This window comes from Streptomyces sp. ActVer (assembly GCF_027270795.1).
Classification (GTDB): Bacteria; Actinomycetota; Actinomycetes; order Streptomycetales; family Streptomycetaceae; genus Streptomyces; species Streptomyces umbrinus_A.
In genome coordinates this window covers 1-16500 of the sequence record NZ_JAPWHT010000075.1, presented here as the reverse complement: position 1 = coordinate 16500, position 16500 = coordinate 1, and the positions used below count along the sequence as shown (strand labels likewise).

Here is a 16500-nt window from a genome sequence, read left to right as displayed (position 1 = left end):
GTCGATGTCAGCCGGTGGGTGGCGCCCCGCCACTGGATCTCGTCGACGGTTCCGGCGAGTCGGTTGGGGCCGGAGCCGAGGCCGACGAGGTGGGGACGCACGCACAGGGTGGCCTGCGCGCCGCGCGCGATCCCTTCCGTCCCGACCTCGACCTCGCGCCCGCCGAAGGAGACGCCGCCCTCCCCCACCGTCACGGGCGGCAGATTCGCGTTGCCCACGAAGGAGGCCGTGAACTCGGTCCTCGGCGCCCGGTAGAGCTGGTGAGGGGTCCCGCAGTCCTGGAGCCGGGCCCGGTCCATCACCACGATCCGGTCGGCCGGCGTCAGCGCCTCGACCTGGTCATGAGTGACGTACAGGATCGACACGTCGGGCAACTCCCGGTGCAGCCTGGCGAGTTCGGCCAGCATCCCGGAGCGCAGCCGGGCATCCAGCGCGGACAGCGGTTCGTCGAGGAGCAGTACGCCGGGCCGGATGGCCAACGCCCTTGCGATGGGGACGCGTTGCTGCCGGCCGCCGGACAACTCCAGCGTCCACGACCCGGTCGACAACCTTTTGGACCGTCATACCGTCGGCCGTTCCGAGGTAGCCGTTGGTGTCAGTGGTGAACTCGATGTCCGCGAAGCCCAGTTCGTTGGCCTGCGCGATGCCCTCCGGGGTCGTGGCGCTGTAGGGAAGCGGAAGAACGGGAGCGGTACCGTCCCGGTCGCCCGACGGATCGCCCGGTCCGCGCCCATGATCTCCTGCTCCGCCTCCGGGCGGGTGAGGTCCGCGAACTGCGGATGACTGTAGGAGTGGTTGCCGATCCCGTGCCCGGCTGCCGTCAACAGGGCCGCACCGGGGTGGCGTTCGGCGGCGAACCGGCCGGTCAGGAAGAACGTCGCCGGCACGTTCCGCCCGCGCAGCACCGTCAAGGCCGTCTCCACGCCTGTCCCGTCCCACGCCGCGTCGAACGTCAGCGCCACCGACCGGCTACTGGTAGGAATCCGGCGGATCTCCGAACCGTAGAGTCTCCCGACCGGCCCCGGATCCGCGCCGCCCACCGACCGCGGAGCCACCCCACATCCCGTCGCGACACCCGTACGAGGGCAACGATCCGTGAGGGTGTGCCCGCTCACGGGGAGGACCAGACCCAGCACCAGGGCAGCGGCAGCGACTACGACAGCGACTGACAGGCCGGCGAGGACCATTGGCCCCGATGGGGCAGAACGCTTCGTAGCCGAACATTGGCACCATTTGTTGCGCAGCATGGCAGTGACACTCGGCGAAGGCTCCCGCACCCCTTGGACCGCGGCAAATGCCAACGTAAGAGTCCGTTTCGGCGCCTGTGATCACGACGGCATGGCGCGTGATCGGCAACGCTTGCCCCATGGCAATCTGCGGTCCAGCACAAGGACTTGGATCCGGAGGTACACAGCACGTGGCGGCGAAGACCAATCCCACCGTCAGGAGACGCCATCTTGGAGCCGAACTTCGCCGGCTCCGCATGGCCAGTGGGCTGAAGAGCAAAGAAGTGGCCGAGCGACTCCTGGTCTCTCAGCCCAAGATCAGTCATCTGGAGAACGGCAACCGCGCCATCAGCCCTCGCGACGTGCGCGACCTGTGCGCGATCTACGCGGTGACGGACCGGGCGGTCATCGACTCCCTGATGGAGATGGCCAGGGAATCGAGCCGGCGGAGCTGGTGGCACTCCTATGGCGACCTCTCCAACAGCGTCTATATCGGCCTTGAGACGGACGCCGTCTCACTCCACACCTACGATCCCATGGTCATCCCCGGCCTGTTGCAGGCTCCTGCCTACGCCCAGGCCGTCATCGGCGAAACGATCCCTCTGCTCACTGCCGAACAGACCGCCACCCGCCTCAAGGTGCGGCTGCGCCGTCAGCACCGGATCTACGACCCGGCCTGCCCACTGCGCCTGTGGGTCGTCCTGGACGAATCGGCATTGCACCGCGTCGTCGGCAGCCCCGACATCATGCGCGAGCAGCTGGAACACCTGAACGCGCTCAGCGCCGAGCCGCACATCACCATGCAGGTCCTCCCCTACACCGTGGGCGCTCACCCGGGCCTGACAGGACAGTTCTCCATCCTGAGGTCCGCCGACAGCCATGAGTCAGGGGTGGTGTACCTGGAACGGTTCACCAGCGACCTCTGCCTGGAGAAGCCGTCCGACGTGCAGCACTACAGCGCGATGTACGACCACCTCCAGGCCCAGGCCCTCACCCCTGACAGCAGCCGCGACTTCCTCACCGACACCACCAAGTCGTACATCGACGCGGCGATCGAGCCCTGAGCGTCGGCCGCAGGGGCCGGTCGCGACGAACACCCCGCCGACAACCGGCCCCCGGCGCCCCATCCCTTTCCGGCAGAGCCGCCGCAACAGGATCCCGACTTCCCTCAGCCGGCGAGGACTTCCAGCGCGGCGGCGTGCACACCCGGCGCGGCGGCGAGGTAGCTCTCGCCGGCCAGTTCCCACGGTTTGCCCTCGATGTCGGTCACGACGCCTCCGGCCTCCTGGACCAGCAGCACACCCGCCGCGTGGGACCGGACGTTGTCGAACTGCCAGTGCAGGTCCATCCGGCCCGCGGCGACCTGGGCCAGCTGGTGGGTCACGGGCACGGAGACTCGTACATGGAGGGCGGAGTTCGTCATCGCGGTGAAGGCGGAGCCCATCCGCTGCGCGAGCTCGGGGTCGTGACCCGGCTTGGCCTGGCCGGTCCCGGCCAGTGCGCCGTCCAACGACGTCTTGACCGAAACCCGCAGCCGTACGCCGTTGAGGAACGCCCCGCCGCCCTCGGTCGCGGTGAACATCTCGTCGAGGGCCGGGAAGCAGACCACCGCCAGCACCGGGCGGCCGTCGCGGACGAGGCTCACGCCGATGTTCCAGTCTGGCATGCCGTGCACGGCGTTGACGTTGCCGCCGACCGGGTCGATGAGCCACCACTCCCCGGCGGCCAGCGGTCCCGATCCGTGTTCGTCATTGAGCCAGTCCGCACTCGGCAGGGCCTCGGCCAACGCGGGGCGCAACGTGTCGACAACGGCCGCGTCATTGGCCTGGAGGTTCGCGAGCAGTTCGGGAAGCCCGGACTGACGGGACTCGGTGGAATAGCGCGTCATCATCCGGGCGCCGGCGCGGCGGACGGCGGCGACGGTGGCGGCAAGCAGTTCCTGGCTCATGGGATGCTCCTGGAGTTGACGGAAGTGGATCGGTGTCTCGTTGGGATTTACTCGTATGCAATTGGACTTGAATCTGCTGACCGTGCTGGACGCCCTGCTCGAAGAGGGCAGCGTGATGGGCGCGGCCGAGCGGCTGCACCTGTCCTCGCCCGCGGTCAGCCGCACCCTCGGCCGGCTTCGCGCCGTCACCGGGGACGACATCCTGGTGCGCACCGGCCACTCGATGACTCCCACCCCGTACGCGTTGTCGGTACGGGAGGACGTGCACCGGCTGGTCAGGCAGGCGCACGCGGTGCTCTCGCCGATCCGTGAACTGGACCTCGCCGAACTGGACCGCACCTTCACGATCCAGTGTCACGACGCGGTGGCCGCGTCACTGGTGCCGGTGCTGGTCGGGAGGATCCAACAGCAGGCCTCCGGGGTTCAGTTGCGGGTGCTGGCGGAGAACACCGTCGACACCGACGACCTGCGGCACGGCCGCGTCGATCTGGAACTCGGTGGCGGCAGGCCCGGTCTGCCCGAGTTCCGGTCCGAGCCGCTCGGCGACGACCGGCTCGTCGTGGCGATGCGCGCGGACCACCCCTGTGCCGCCGGACTCGACCTGGCCTCCTACGCGGCGCAGCCGCATGTGGTGATCTCCCGGCGCGGCCGCCTCACCGCGCCGATCGACGACGTGCTGGCCGCCGAAGGCCTGCGGCGCCGGGTGGTCGCGGCGGTGGCGTCGGTGTCCACCGCACTGCAGATCGCCGCCCGTGGCGACGCGCTGGTCACCTGCACGGAGATCCTAGGCCGCCCGCTCATCGAGGCGTTCGGGCTCCTCGCGCGGCCGCTGCCGATCGAGTCCCCGGCGGCGACGATCAACTGCAACTGGCACCAGCGCTACGATTCCGACCCCGCCCACGCCTGGCTCCGCGAGCAGGTCCGGGCGTCGGTCGAGGAGATCACCGCCCGCTGACCGCAACGCCTACTCCGCCAATGGCAGGGCCACGGCACCAGGAAAAGCAGGCGTCTCGGCTTCGTCGAGCATCGCCGCGGCGACGGTTTCCCGGCTGACCTTCGCACCGAGGTCGAAGACAGGCGCGGACTCCAGGCCGACCGTGCGCCGACGGGGGCTTTCCGGCCCGTCGGCGAGCATCCCGGCATGGAAGACGGTGCCCCCGGCCGCGAGAACGGTGTTGTCGGCTTCGACCTTGTCCGGAAGCCGGTCGCCCAGCACCTTGGCGAGCATGCCCGCGCCCTCCCCCGCCACTTGCGCCGACTTGCCCGTGCCGTAGGCGCCGAGCCAGATGACACGCCGCGGGCCGGCGGCGACGACGGCCCGGGCGCCGGTCAGGAGAGTCCCGGCCCGGTCCGTACCGAGCGCGGAAAGGACCACGGAGTCCCCGTCCATGACGGCGGCGATGCTCGCCGCGTCGTTCACGTCGCCCGCCACTTTGCGCAGGTTCGGGGAGTCGGGCAGGGCGATCTTCTCGGGATCGCGCGCGATGGCGGTCACGGTGTGACCACGTCGCAGCGCCTGTCGGGTGAGGGCGATTCCGGTCTGGCCGGAGGCCGCGAGGACGGTGAGGTTCATGCCGAGAACGCTAGGGAACCCACCACTTAACATCAAGTGCATGTATCTGACTTGATAATTTACCCAGACGCAATCACCTCGGCCGGGGCCGACGGACGCTGCGACTTGCGTGCCCCGAACACCGTCGCCACTCCCTCACACGCGCCCGTAGCCCCCGACAGCCGGACCAATACTCTGACCAGCCCTTTCACGAAAGCTCTTCCGTCTCACGGAAGCCGTCTTGCGGAGTTGCCGCAAGGGTCACGACGCTGAGTCCAACCACGGCACGCGGGGCGACGGCGCCCCGCTTCACGGGACGGGACCGCCCATGCCTCACATGACCGCATTCGCCAGGAACCAGTGGTACGTCGCCGCCTACGCCCACGAAGTGGGGCGGGAGTTGCTCGGTCGGACGGTTCTCGGTGAGCCGCTCGTCTTCTACCGCACCGAGGACGACGGACGGCCGGTCGCCCTGCACGACCGTTGCGTGCACCGCCGCTATCCGCTCTCCGAGAGCGGGCTCGACGGCGACCGGATCGTCTGCGGGTACCACGGCTTCACGTACGACACGACGGGTGCGTGCGTGTACGTGCCCGGTCAGAAGCGTGTCCCCCGTACCGCCCGGGTCGCCTCCTACCCGGTGGTCGAGCAGGACGCCCTGATCTGGGTGTGGATAGGCGACCCGGCCCTCGCCGACCCGGAGACCATTCCGCGGGCCAGGCACCTGGACTCCCCCGGCTGGGTCACCGTCAGCGGGATGGAGCCGATCGACGCCGACTACGGCCTCCTCGTCGACAACCTCCTCGACCTGTCCCACGAGATGTATCTGCACGGCGGCTACATCGGCACCCCGGAGGTCGCCGAGACGCCGATCACCACCGAGGTGGACGAGGGCGCGGGCATCGTCCGGGTCAGCCGGCACATGGACGACGCCGAGTGCCCGCCGTTCTACGCCAAGTCGACCGGCATCAAAGGGCGGATCACCCGCTGGCAGGACATCGAGTACCACGCGCCGTGTCTGTATCTGCTGCACAGCCGGATCGCCCCGGTCGGTGTGGTGCCCGAGGCGGACGGCAGCGACCCGAACGGCTTCCACACGGAGATCACGTACGCCATCACGCCGTCCGCCGACGGCAAGGTGTACGACTTCTGGATGGTCTCGCGCGACTGGGCGACCGACGACGCCGAGGTCACCGAGTTCCTGCGGGGCAACAACCACACCGTCGTGATGCAGGACGTGGACGCCCTCAACCTGCTGCAGAGGACGCTGGGTACGGAACGGACCGGCTACCAGGAACTGAGCATCAACATCGACACCGGTGGTCTGGCCGCGCGCCGGATTCTCGCCCGGCTGGTCGAGGAGGGCGAGAAGCCCATGGAGAAGGTCCAGTGACCAGTCCGACCGGCGAGATCTACCGCATCGACTGGCTGCCGGGCACCGATGTGCTGCACGGCACCTGTCACTGCGGGGCCGAGCACAGCGCCGAGGACCCGATCGAGATGTGGGAGTGGATGCTCGGCCATCCCGAAGGACACACCCCGCGCGACCCGAACGTGCCGAACGGCCCACGCGACCCGAACGTCACCCAAGGAAACGGCTCATGACCTCCTACGAAGCCGAACTCGTCGTCGCGCGAAGGGACTTGGCCGCCGAAGGCGTGCTCGCCCTCACCCTCCGCCATCCGCTCGGCGAGGAACTCCCGGCCTGGGAGCCGGGTGCCCACATCGATGTGATCCTGGGCCCGGACCTGGAACGGCAGTACTCCCTGTGCGGCGATCCGGCCGACCGGCTCTCCTGGCGCGTCGCGGTCCTGCGGGAACCCGACGGACGCGGCGGATCCGCCCATGTGCACGGCCAGTTGGAGGCGGGCGACAAGGTCCGCGTGCGCGGCCCGCGCAACCACTTCACCCTCCGGCCCTCGCCGCGCTACCGCTTCGTCGCGGGCGGCATCGGCATCACCCCGATCCTGCCGATGCTGGCGGAGGCCGAGGCGGCGGGCGCGGAGTGGACACTGCTGTACGGCGGCCGTACGCGCAACTCCATGGCGTTCATCGAGGAGTTGAGCCTGTACGGGGACAAGGTGCGGATCGCCCCGCAGGACGAGGCCGGGCTGCTCGACCTCGCTTCCGAGCTGGGCATTCCGCAGCCCGACACGCTCGTCTACTGCTGCGGTCCCGGTCCACTGCTGGACGCCGTGGAGGAGCGGTGCGCGCAGTGGCCGAAGGGCTCCCTGCACGTCGAGCGGTTCCAGCCCAAGGCCCAGGAGACGGGCGCTGACACGGAGTTCGAGGTGGTCCTGGAGCGCTCGGGTCACACGCTCACCGTCCCCGCGGACGTCTCCGTGCTCGACACCGTACGGTCCGCGGGGGTCGAGGTGCTCTTCTCCTGCACCGAGGGCACCTGCGGAACCTGCGAGACGGACGTCCTCGAAGGCACCCCGGACCACCGGGACTCGGTCCTCACCGACGAGGAACGGGAGGCCGGCGAGACCATGCTCATCTGTGTGTCCCGGTGCCACGGGAAGCGCCTGGTGCTCGACCTGTGACGCCTACCGCGTCTCCGACCTGACCCGACGCACAGACGCCAGGTCCGCCTCGATCCGGGCCACCGTGGCAAGCAGATGCGGGAGCAGGTCACGGCGTACGGAGTCGACGGAGTTGCGGCTCGCGTGCACGGGGATGTTGACCGCGGCCACCACCTCGCCGTCCCGGTCCCGCACCGGGACGGCGACCGAGCGCAGCCCCTCCTCCAGTTCCTGGTCGACGATCGCGTACCCCTGCCGGCGGACCCGGCGCAGTTCGGTGCGCAGCAGGTCGGCCGAGACGATCGTGCGGGCCGTGAGAGCGCGCAGGTCGGCACGGGCGATCCGGGCGTCGATCTCCTCGTCGGGCAGCTGCGCGAGCAACACCCGCCCCACGGACGTCACATGGGCCGGGAAGCGGGTGCCGACCGTGATCGTCGCGGTCATGATGCGGTGCGTGGGCACCCGTGCCACGTACACGATGTCGTCGCCGTCGAGGACGCACAGGGACGACGACTCCCTTATCTGCGCGACGAGTTGCTCCAAATGCGGCTCGGCGATCTCCGGCAGGGTGAAACTGGACAGGTACGAGTAGCCGAGTTCCAGGACGCGCGGGGTCAGCCGGAACATCCGCCCGTCCGTCGTCACGTATCCCAGGTCGAGGAGCGTCAGCAGGAAGCGGCGGGCCGCCGCGCGGGTGAGGTCGGTGAGCCGGGCCACCTCACTGAGCGTCAGTTCCGGGTGGTCGGCGTCGAAGGCGCGGATGACCGCGAGGCCGCGCTCGAAGGAACGGACGAAGTGCGGTTCGCGGGCTCCAGTAGGCATCGTCGCCTCCACGGGACGCACGGGAGTGCGCACTGCGCACGCTAGGAGCACACTTCGGCAACTGTCAACGACCTTGCGTGTCAAGGGCATTGACCCGCTCCCGGCGAGGTTCTACGTTCCCGCTGAGCACTTCTGTGCGGTCTGCGCACAGCCTGTCGAGGAACTGTCCCAGTAGGGGGAGTCATGCGTCGTCTGCTCATCGGCCTCGCGGCCGGAGCCGTGTTCGTCGCCGCGACGGCCTGCGGTTCGTCCGACTCCTCCGGGTCGGACGACGCCAAGGCGTCCGGCGGTACCACCACGATCAAGGCCGGCGTCATCCCCATCATCGACGTCGCGCCCCTCTACCTGGGCCAGTCGAAGGGCTTCTACAGCAAACGCGGCATCAAGCTGTCGCTGACGAGCGCGCAGGGCGGTGCGGCGATCGTGCCCGGTGTCGTCTCCGGCCAGTTCGACTTCGGCTTCAGCAACATGACGTCCCTGCTGGTCGCCCAGTCCAAGAACATGCCGGTCAAGGCCGTGTCGAACGGTGTCGCGTCCACCGGCAAGCAGGGCGCCGACTTCGCGGAGCTCGCCGTGAAGAAGGGCAGCCCCCTCAAGTCCGCCAAGGACGTGGAGGGCAAGAAGGTCGCCGCCAACACGCTCAACAACATCTGTGACACCTCGGTCAAGGAGTCGGTCCGCAAGGACGGCGGCGACCCGTCCAAGGTCGAGTTCGTGGAGATGCCCTTCGACCAGATGCCGGCCGCGCTCGCGAACGGCCAGGTGGACGCGGCCTGTGTCGTGGAACCCGCGCTCGCCACCATCAAGTCCCAGGGCGGCACCAGCATCGCGTCGCTCTTCGTCGACGTGTCGCCCGACCTCACCGTGGCCATGTACTTCACCTCGCAGCAGTACGCCCAGAAGAACCCGGAGACGCTGAAGAAGTTCCAGGAGGCGACCGCCGAGTCCCTCGCCTACGCCGACAGCCACCCGGACGAGGCCCGCGAGATCATCGCCACGTACACGAAGATCCCGAAGAACCTGCTGGAGACGCTGACCCTGCCCCGGTGGCCGGCCGAGCCGAACCGTGCCTCCATCGAGCGGCTGTCCGAACTGGGCGTGCAGGACGGCCTGTTCAAGAAGGCCCCGGACCTGGACAAGCTGCTTCCGTGAGGGGCACCAACGCCCTCCTGGGCGCGGCCGGGCTCGCGGCCTTCCTCGCACTCGGCGAGGCGGTGCCGCGGCTCGGCCTCGTCAAGGACGAGTACTTCCCGCCGACCAGCCGCATCGCCGACGCGCTCGCGACGGAGCTCGCCGACGAGGCTTTCTGGACCGCGCTCGGGGACACGCTCACCGGCTGGGCGATCGGGCTCACGATCGCGGTGACCGCCGGAATCCTGGCGGGAGTTCTGATCTCGGTCACGCCCTACCTCCGCGAGGCGACGGCCTCGACCATCGAGTTCCTGCGCCCGATCCCCTCGGTCGCCCTGATCCCGCTGGCCGTCCTGCTGTTCGGCACCGAGCTTCGCTCCGTCCTGCTCCTGGTCGTGTACGCGTCCTTCTGGCAGGTCCTCGTCCAGGTCATGTACGGCGTCCGGGACGTCGACCCGGTCGCCGAGGAGACGGCCCGCTCCTACGGCCTCGGCACCTGGGCACGGGTCCGGCACGTGCTCTGGCCCACGGCCCTCCCGTACGTCATGACGGGTGTGCGACTGGCCGCCGCGGTGGCGCTGATCCTGGCCGTGACCGCCGAACTCGTCATCGGTGCACCGGGGTTGGGCGCCCGCATCGCCGTCGCCCAGACCTCGCAGGCCGTGCCGGAGATGTACGCGCTCGTGGTGGTCACCGGGCTGCTGGGGCTGCTCATCAACGTGGGCGCGCGGACCGTCGAGCGGCGGGCGCTGGCCTGGCACCAGTCGGTGCGCGGGGAGGTGGCGGTGTGAGGGGCGTCCTGCTGCGGGTGCTCTTCGTCGTCGCGCTGCCCGTGCTGCTGGTGGCGGGGTGGTGGGTCGCCTCGGACGACAGCACCGACGTCTACTGGCCGCCGCTGCGCACGATCCTCACCGCCTTCCCGGACGTGTGGACGGGCGAGCGGTGGCGCGACGACGTGCTGCCGAGTGTGCTGCGGCTCAGCGCCGGTTACGCGTGCGCGGCGGTCGCGGGCGTGGCGCTCGGCACGGTCATCGGCTCCTACCGCCGGGTGCGGGCCGTGTGCGAGCCGGTGCTGGAATTCCTGCGCGCGGTGCCACCGCCGGTGCTCGTCCCGGTCATCATGCTGTTCGCGGGCATCGGCGACACGATGAAGATCGCCGTGATCGCGAGCGGCTGCGTCTGGCCGATCCTCCTCAACACCGTGGAGGGCGTCCGGGCGGTCGACTCCGTGATGTCGGAGACGGCCCGCTCGTACGGCATCACCGGTGTCGCCCGGCTGCGGCACGTGGTGCTGCGCTCGGCGAGCCCGCAGATCTTCGCGGGGCTGCGGCAGGCCCTGTCCATCGGCATCATCCTGATGGTCATCAGCGAGATGTTCGCCGCGAGCAACGGGCTCGGCTTCACCATCGTCCAGTTCCAGCGCGGCTTCGCCATCCCCGACATGTGGACCGGGATCCTGCTGCTCGGGCTGCTCGGTTTTGTGCTGTCGGTCGCCTTCCGGCTGGTCGAGCGGCGGGTGCTCGGCTGGTACCACGGCTCGCGCGACGTCTCCCGGCGGTCGCCGTGAACCTCTCGAACGTGAACCTCGCGAAAGGGCGCTCCATGCTCGACGTACGCGGCCTCAGGAAGGTCTACGAGGGGTCGGGCCGCCGGGTGGAGGCGGTGCGCGACCTCACCTTCACGGTCGAGGCCGGCGAACTGGTGTGTCTGGTCGGCCCGTCGGGCTGCGGCAAGACGACGCTGCTGAAGTGCGTGGGCGGACTACTGACGCCCACAGCGGGTGACGTGCTCCTCGGAGGTGAGCGGGTGATCGGGCCACCGCCCGGGATGGCCGTCGTCTTCCAGGAGTACGGCCGCAGCCTCTTCCCCTGGATGCGGGTCCGCGAGAACGTCGAACTCCCGCTCAAGCAGAAGAAGTTGTCCAGCGCGAGGCGTCGTGAACTGGTCGCCGACGCACTGGAGTCGGTCGGTCTCACCGACGCGGCGGGCGCGTACCCGTGGCAGCTGTCGGGCGGCATGCAGCAGCGGGTGGCGATCGCCCGCGCGCTCGCGTACGAGCCCGATGTGCTGCTCATGGACGAGCCGTTCGCGGCGGTGGACGCGCAGACCCGCGCCGAACTGGAGGACCTGGTCCGCAGGTTGTGGCGGCAGCGGGGCATCACGATCCTCTTCGTGACGCACGACATCGACGAGGCGGTGTACCTCGGCGAGCGGGTGCTGATCCTGTCCTCCTCCCCGACGGTCGTCCAGGAGCAGCTGAAGATCGATCTCCCGGCCGAGCGCGACCAGTTGCACACCCGGGTGGCCCCGCGCTTCGCCGAGCTGCGGACCCATGTGTACGAGCAGATCCAGGCGGCGAAGCGCGGGACACCGGTCGACCGTGTGGTGAAGGACCAACGGCTGGGGTGACGAGGTGTCACGCCTCCGCGGTGTGCACCACGCTCAGATGACTCGACGCGCGTCGCGTACGCCGCTTGGGAGACCGGCGGGCCTCGCGCAGGACCAGCGTCAGTCGCGTGTACCCCATGCCCTGAAGGGTCTTGGTGGTCTCCCCGACGATGCGACAGTCCGTACGGCCCCAGCGAGGGTCGGGGTGCAGCAACGGCCGCACCGCGCCGTCGTGCTCGACGGCGTCCGGGCCGACCGAGCGGATCCAGTGCGGCAGGCCGTGCCGGTAGGCGGCGTCCATGATCGGGTCCTGGGCGATGTCCCGGAGGATCGACTGGAGACCGTGGTCGTGGCCGTGCCGCTCGACGGCGGCGGCGAAGTGCGCCAGCATCGGCAGACACCAGCTCGACTCGTGCTCACCGAGGATCGTGCCCGCGTCCGGATGGAACAGGACGAACCGGAGGAAGTTGTCCCACGGCATGGCGGTGGGGTGCGGGCCCACACCGCGGAAAAGTGTCTCGAACGCACCGTTCGCCAGGACGACGTCCCAGCGGTGGTCGACGACGACGGAAGGGAAGGCGACGGCCTCCAGAAGCGCGCCGTAGTCCTGGAGATACGCCTGGGCCTCACGACTCTCGGGGGCGGGTCGCGGCTGTGGCCGGGACCCTCCTGCCTGGTATGCCATCGGGAGGTCCACCCCTCTTGCCTATGCGGCCCTATCGCGGCGTCGTGATCCTGCTACCCCCAGGCGAGCGGTGTCAACTATCGTGGCATTTGACGCCCGTTGACGGCTGAATCCCGCCACAGTTGTGGCGAGACCTGGATGTGAGTTCGACCAAAGGGCTACTCTCCGGTCTTCGGGCGGTTCACTCCGCACTTCCGGAATTCCCACAGGGGCTTCACGTCCGAGGAATCCGGTTCCACCAGAACAGTCGACAAGAGACGTAGGAGAGAAGTGTCGGTGACGGATGGCTTCGAGGTTCCGGGCGCCACGGCGACGGGTCTGCTGCCGGCCGTCGTGGCCCGAGTCACCGGGCTGGCCGACCGGCTCGGCGCGCCGCACGACGAGGTGTTCGACGTCCGGCGGCTGTCCGCGGCCTCCGGAGTCCCCGAGGTCGTGGTCAGATCCCTGCTCAACGGGCGGCCCGCGGGCGAGCCCGATCTCCAGGCCCGCTTCCTGCAACGGCTCGACCTGCTGCGCCGCACCCGGCTGAAGCCGGGCGGCCGCCGCTACACCCAGCAGGAGATCGCCGACGGCGCCGGAATGTCGCGCCAGCAGGCGGGCGCCCTCATCAACGGCGACCGGCGCCCCACGATGGAGCACTGTGACGCCATCCAGCGATTCTTCCGGGTGCACGCCGGATTCCTCACCGCGGAGGACCCCGAGGCACTCGCGGGCGCCCTCCAGCACACCGAGCAGGAGCTGCTGCAGCGGCTCGCCGACCTGGAGCGCGAGGCGGCCCTGGCTGCCGCCGACGATCCGCTGGAGCGGCTGCTGCAGGACCACGGCGTCCGCGGCATCGCCTGGCGGGCCGCACAGCTGCCCACCGACCAGCACCGGGACAAGGTCGCCGAGTGGCTGGACATGCTCTTGGAGAGCGTCAAGCGGCCCGAGTCGTGATCCGGGGGATTCTGTGGGCATAGGAAAGGACATGCGCCGTCTGTGCGGCGAGTTGGTCGACGAGCTCTCACTGCCGGCACCGGCGGAGCCCGCCGATCTGTACGCCGCGCTGTGCGACGCCATGAGCAGACGGCGCGGGCGCCCGGTGCAGTTCCGTACGGCCGCGTTCCCGCCGGGCACCGCCAGCGGGCTCTGGCTCGACATGGCGGACCAGGACCTCGTGGTCGTCGAGGAACGCACCGCGCCCGACCACCAGTTGGTGATCCTCGGCCATGAGCTGTGGCACATGAACGCCGGGCACTGCAGCCACCACGTGGAGGGCGCGGCCGTCGCCGCCCGCATGCTCTCGGACGACGCCGACCTCCAGGCGACCGTCCTGAAGGTGGCGGCCCGCACCCGGTCGGACCTGGCCGACGAGAAGGACGCGGAGAGTTTCGGGTTGTTGCTGGCGAGCAAGTGCCGTGGCTGGCTGGCCGGTTCGGCCATGCGCGGCCCGGTGCGCCGCGACGGCCTCGCCGGCCGCATCGAGGCGTCGCTGGGCTACCGCGGGCCACGGGGCTGAAGCCTCCGACGCCATGGACGACTCCAGCTATTACATACCTGCCGCCGCCATGGCAGTCGCGTTCGCCGTCAAGGCTCCCGCGCTGCTGCGCTCCTGGCGCGATCCGCTGCTGCGCGCGGTATGCGCTCTGCTCGCTCTGGCGGGCCTGGTGTTCTTCTTCGCCGCCCCGCCGACGATCGCCGAGGTCAACCGCATCACCGGGATCCCGAACATCTCGGCCCCGCTCGTCTACGCGCTGTTGAGCGCGTTCAGCGCCGCCTGCCTGGTACTGATCATCAACTGGCGCGGAGGTCCGCCCGAGGTGACGCGGCGGGCGTCCCGCCGCTGGATCACCGGTTACGGCCTGGTGGCCGTGGCTCTGATCACGCTGTTCATGCTCGGGGACGCACCGGTCGAACGGCTGCGGGACCTCGACACGTACTACGCGACAACACCTTTCATCCGCGAGATGATCGTGCTCTATCTCGCGTCGCTCACGGTCGCGGGTGTCGCTATGAACGTCATGTGCTGGCGCTGGGCACTTCAGGTGCACGGCTGGCTGCGGGCCGGGCTGCTGATCATCGCTCTCGGCTTTCTGTTCAACATCCCCTATGCGGCGGCCAAGTTCACCGCGGTGGTCGCCCGCTGGAACGGCGGAGACCTGGACGGCCTGAGCACCTATGTGGCCCCCGTGCTGGCCTCCGCGGGCGCGCAGATCAGCGCGGTCGGCTTCTGCGTCCCGCTGGCCTGCCAGCGCATCGGGGACACCTGGGGCACCTGGTCGACGTACCGTCGGCTCGGGCCACTGTGGCGCGAGCTGAAGTCGGCCTCGGGGCACGAGGACCGGGCCGTGCGCATCGCCTGGTGGTCCCCCGCCGAACTTCAGGTCACCCAGCGGGAGTCCGACATCCACGACGGCATCCTCAGTCTGCACCCCTACTTCGACTCCGAGGTGCGTTCGCATGCCTACGACGCGGCGGTGGCGGCGGGCGCCGACCCCGTCGGGGCCCAGGCGGAGGCCGACGCAGCGATGGTGACCGCAGCAGTGCGGGCCAGGGTTGCCGACCCGGAGGGCAGGGTCATCAGCTCGGCGACGACCGGCGCGCCCTACGCGGCCACCGAGGCCCCCCGCGATCTCGTACGGATTTCCATGGCCCTGCGTCGGTCGGCCGTCGTCACGGCCGCCCGAGAGCAGGCCACGACCAGGTCGGAGAGCGACTCCCATGAACGAACCCGCTAGCACCCGTCCGGGTGGAGCGCAGAGACGTGCCGTCGTCATCGGCTCAGGCATGGCCGGAATGCTTGCCGCCGCCGCACTGCGCGCGCACGCCGACGTCACCATCGTCGAGCGTGACGCCCTGCCCGACGGGCCGGATCCGCGCAAGGGGCTTCCGCAGGCCCGCCACGCCCATCTCCTTTGGTCCGGCGGCGTCCGTGCGATGGAGGAGCTGCTGCCGGGAGTGACCGACGCCTGGCTCGCCGCCGGCGCCCGGCGAATCCCGCTGCCGACCGGTCTGGTGTCCTCGCAGCCGCACGGCTGGCTCCGGCGTTGGCCCGAGATGCAGTTCATGATCGCCTGCAGCCGTGATCTTCTCGACTCGGTCCTCCGGGCCCAGCTCTCCGAGAGCCCGCGGATCACCGTCATGGAGCGCACCGAGCTGCTGGGACTGCAGGGTGACGCCTCCAGGGTGACGGGCGTGCGCATCCGCACCGGCGAGGGCGAGGAGCGCGTGCTCGAAGCCGATCTCGTGGTGGATGCCTCGGGGCGTGGATCGCGGGCCACCTCCTGGCTGGACTCGCTGGGCGTGCCGGAGGCTCCGATGGAGGAGGTCGACTCCGGACTCGCGTACGCCAGCCGGATCTTCCGCGCGCCGGAGGGCACGGAGGACTACCCCGTGGTCAATGTGCAGCCGGACGTGGCTCAGCCGGTGCCCGGGCGGAGCGCGACCATCGTGCCCATAGAGGGCGGGCGCTGGCTGGTGACGCTGTCGGGCACGCGCGGCGGCCAGCCGACAGGCTCCGCCGAGGAGTTCGAGACGTTCGCGCGCGACGACGTCAGGCATCCCCTCGTGGGCCAGCTGATCGCCCGCGCCGAGCCGTTGACGGACGTCGTGGTCACCCGCAGCACGGTCAACAGACGGCGTTACTTCGAGAAGGTGAAGGACTGGCCCGAGGGATTCGTCGCGCTCGGGGACTCGGTCGCCACGTACAACCCGATCTACGGGCACGGCATGTCGGTGGCCGCGCAGGGCGCGGTGGCGCTGCGTGAGCACGTGGCCGAGTACGGGTTCGCGGCGCCGGGGCTGGCGAGACGGGTGCAGCGCGCCGTGGCGCGTCCGGTGGGGACGGCCTGGGAGCTGGCCACGAGCACGGACATCCGGTATCCCGGTGCGATCGGCAAGGAGCCCGGAGGGACGCAGAAACTGCTCGGGCGCTACGTGAACCGCCTGATGCTGACAGCGAGCGGGCGTCCGCTGGTCGCGAAGGAGTTCCTCGGCGTGGTCACGCTGTCCGCGCCCATCACCGCCCTCCTCAAACCCGAGATCGTTCTCGCGGTGCTGCGCGGGCCGCGCCGGTCTCCACTGACCGAGCCGCCGCTGACGAACGAGGAACGGGACACGGTCCTCGGCACACCGGAGCCCTCAGGCGCGCGGGAGGGCTGACCGGGCCCCCGGCCACCGGGAGGCGCGGCCGACGCCGGCGCGGCGGGCACGTCGCGCTGCGTTCGCTCGCCGCCCTCAGATCC

At 70.0% G+C, this 16500-nt stretch carries 17 protein-coding genes and 2 pseudogenes; 13 read left to right on the top strand and 6 right to left on the bottom strand.

The window, feature by feature from the left end; all coding sequences use genetic code 11:
• Positions 1 to 8: 8 nt before the first annotated feature.
• Both O3Q52_RS15140 and O3Q52_RS15135 read right to left on the bottom strand, forming a co-directional pair.
• A pseudogene (locus O3Q52_RS15140) lies at positions 9 to 524 on the bottom strand (ABC transporter ATP-binding protein); the annotation flags it as partial.
• Positions 525 to 560: 36 nt separating this feature from the next.
• Positions 561 to 962 carry a polysaccharide deacetylase family protein gene (locus O3Q52_RS15135; protein WP_269649301.1) on the bottom strand — a complete coding sequence of 134 codons (402 nt, stop codon included), beginning with the start codon at positions 960 to 962 and terminating at the stop codon, positions 561 to 563.
• Between the two features lie 455 nt (positions 963 to 1417).
• Between O3Q52_RS15135 and O3Q52_RS15130 the strand changes: the two genes are divergently transcribed.
• Entirely contained in the window at positions 1418 to 2290 is an 873-nt protein-coding gene (locus O3Q52_RS15130) for a helix-turn-helix transcriptional regulator (RefSeq protein ID WP_269649300.1), read from the top strand.
• Positions 2291 to 2394: 104 nt separating this feature from the next.
• On the opposite strand, the gene O3Q52_RS15125 is transcribed toward O3Q52_RS15130, so the two are convergent.
• The gene (locus O3Q52_RS15125; RefSeq protein ID WP_269649299.1) at positions 2395 to 3174 is read right to left on the bottom strand and encodes an inositol monophosphatase; all 780 of its coding nucleotides are present in this window, start codon (positions 3172 to 3174) and stop codon (positions 2395 to 2397) included.
• 55 nt (positions 3175 to 3229) lie between these two features.
• Between O3Q52_RS15125 and O3Q52_RS15120 the strand changes: the two genes are divergently transcribed.
• Positions 3230 to 4129, top strand: coding sequence for a LysR family transcriptional regulator (locus O3Q52_RS15120; RefSeq protein ID WP_269649298.1), 900 nt, complete (start codon positions 3230 to 3232; stop codon positions 4127 to 4129).
• A 9-nt stretch (positions 4130 to 4138) separates the two neighbouring features.
• On the opposite strand, the gene O3Q52_RS15115 is transcribed toward O3Q52_RS15120, so the two are convergent.
• Complete coding sequence (locus tag O3Q52_RS15115; RefSeq protein WP_269649297.1) at positions 4139 to 4747, bottom strand: NAD(P)-dependent oxidoreductase; 609 nt, start codon at positions 4745 to 4747, stop codon at positions 4139 to 4141.
• Positions 4748 to 5054: 307 nt separating this feature from the next.
• Here O3Q52_RS15115 and O3Q52_RS15110 point away from each other — a divergent pair, with 307 nt between their 5' ends.
• Genes O3Q52_RS15110 through O3Q52_RS15100 form a run of 3 tightly spaced genes read left to right on the top strand, consistent with a single transcriptional unit; the run spans position 5055 to position 7272 of the window.
• Positions 5055 to 6119, top strand: coding sequence for an aromatic ring-hydroxylating dioxygenase subunit alpha (locus O3Q52_RS15110; protein WP_269649296.1), 1065 nt, complete (start codon positions 5055 to 5057; stop codon positions 6117 to 6119).
• The gene (locus O3Q52_RS15105) at positions 6116 to 6331 is read left to right on the top strand and encodes a hypothetical protein (protein WP_269649295.1); all 216 of its coding nucleotides are present in this window, start codon (positions 6116 to 6118) and stop codon (positions 6329 to 6331) included. Before O3Q52_RS15110 ends, O3Q52_RS15105 begins: the two co-directional genes overlap by 4 nt.
• Complete coding sequence (locus O3Q52_RS15100; protein WP_269649294.1) at positions 6328 to 7272, top strand: PDR/VanB family oxidoreductase; 945 nt, start codon at positions 6328 to 6330, stop codon at positions 7270 to 7272. Before O3Q52_RS15105 ends, O3Q52_RS15100 begins: the two co-directional genes overlap by 4 nt.
• On the opposite strand, the pseudogene O3Q52_RS15095 reads toward O3Q52_RS15100, so the two are convergent.
• Positions 7223 to 8073 (bottom strand): annotated as a pseudogene (locus O3Q52_RS15095) (IclR family transcriptional regulator C-terminal domain-containing protein). The gene O3Q52_RS15100 and the pseudogene O3Q52_RS15095 sit on opposite strands and share 50 nt — an antisense overlap.
• 183 nt (positions 8074 to 8256) lie before the next feature.
• On the opposite strand from O3Q52_RS15095, the gene O3Q52_RS15090 reads away from it, so the two are divergent.
• The 4 genes from O3Q52_RS15090 to O3Q52_RS15075 are packed head-to-tail and all read left to right on the top strand — an operon-like array spanning position 8257 to position 11613.
• Positions 8257 to 9225, top strand: a complete 969-nt coding sequence (locus O3Q52_RS15090; RefSeq protein ID WP_269649293.1) for an ABC transporter substrate-binding protein — start codon at positions 8257 to 8259, stop codon at positions 9223 to 9225.
• On the top strand, positions 9222 to 9995 hold the full coding sequence (locus O3Q52_RS15085) for an ABC transporter permease (RefSeq protein WP_189839586.1): 774 nt from the start codon (positions 9222 to 9224) through the stop codon (positions 9993 to 9995). Before O3Q52_RS15090 ends, O3Q52_RS15085 begins: the two co-directional genes overlap by 4 nt.
• Positions 9992 to 10771, top strand: a complete 780-nt coding sequence (locus O3Q52_RS15080; RefSeq protein WP_269649292.1) for an ABC transporter permease — start codon at positions 9992 to 9994, stop codon at positions 10769 to 10771. The genes O3Q52_RS15085 and O3Q52_RS15080 overlap by 4 nt, the downstream gene beginning before the upstream one ends.
• A gap of 35 nt (positions 10772 to 10806) precedes the next feature.
• A complete protein-coding gene (locus O3Q52_RS15075) occupies positions 10807 to 11613 on the top strand; it encodes an ABC transporter ATP-binding protein (RefSeq protein WP_269649313.1) in 807 nt (268 codons plus the stop codon).
• A gap of 7 nt (positions 11614 to 11620) precedes the next feature.
• Here O3Q52_RS15075 and O3Q52_RS15070 read toward each other — a convergent pair whose 3' ends face one another.
• Entirely contained in the window at positions 11621 to 12277 is a 657-nt protein-coding gene (locus O3Q52_RS15070) for a hypothetical protein (RefSeq protein WP_269649291.1), read from the bottom strand.
• 276 nt (positions 12278 to 12553) lie between these two features.
• Here O3Q52_RS15070 and O3Q52_RS15065 point away from each other — a divergent pair, with 276 nt between their 5' ends.
• From O3Q52_RS15065 to O3Q52_RS15050, 4 genes are read left to right on the top strand one after another with little or no spacing between them, the layout of a single operon-like run.
• The gene (locus tag O3Q52_RS15065) at positions 12554 to 13213 is read left to right on the top strand and encodes a helix-turn-helix transcriptional regulator (protein ID WP_269649290.1); all 660 of its coding nucleotides are present in this window, start codon (positions 12554 to 12556) and stop codon (positions 13211 to 13213) included.
• A 31-nt stretch (positions 13214 to 13244) separates the two neighbouring features.
• Positions 13245 to 13775, top strand: coding sequence for a toxin-antitoxin system, toxin component (locus O3Q52_RS15060; protein ID WP_269649289.1), 531 nt, complete (start codon positions 13245 to 13247; stop codon positions 13773 to 13775).
• Positions 13776 to 13788: 13 nt separating this feature from the next.
• On the top strand, positions 13789 to 14994 hold the full coding sequence (locus O3Q52_RS15055) for an MAB_1171c family putative transporter (RefSeq protein WP_269649288.1): 1206 nt from the start codon (positions 13789 to 13791) through the stop codon (positions 14992 to 14994).
• The gene (locus tag O3Q52_RS15050; RefSeq protein ID WP_269649287.1) at positions 14978 to 16417 is read left to right on the top strand and encodes an NAD(P)/FAD-dependent oxidoreductase; all 1440 of its coding nucleotides are present in this window, start codon (positions 14978 to 14980) and stop codon (positions 16415 to 16417) included. The genes O3Q52_RS15055 and O3Q52_RS15050 overlap by 17 nt, the downstream gene beginning before the upstream one ends.
• The last annotated feature ends 83 nt before the right edge of the window (positions 16418 to 16500 follow it).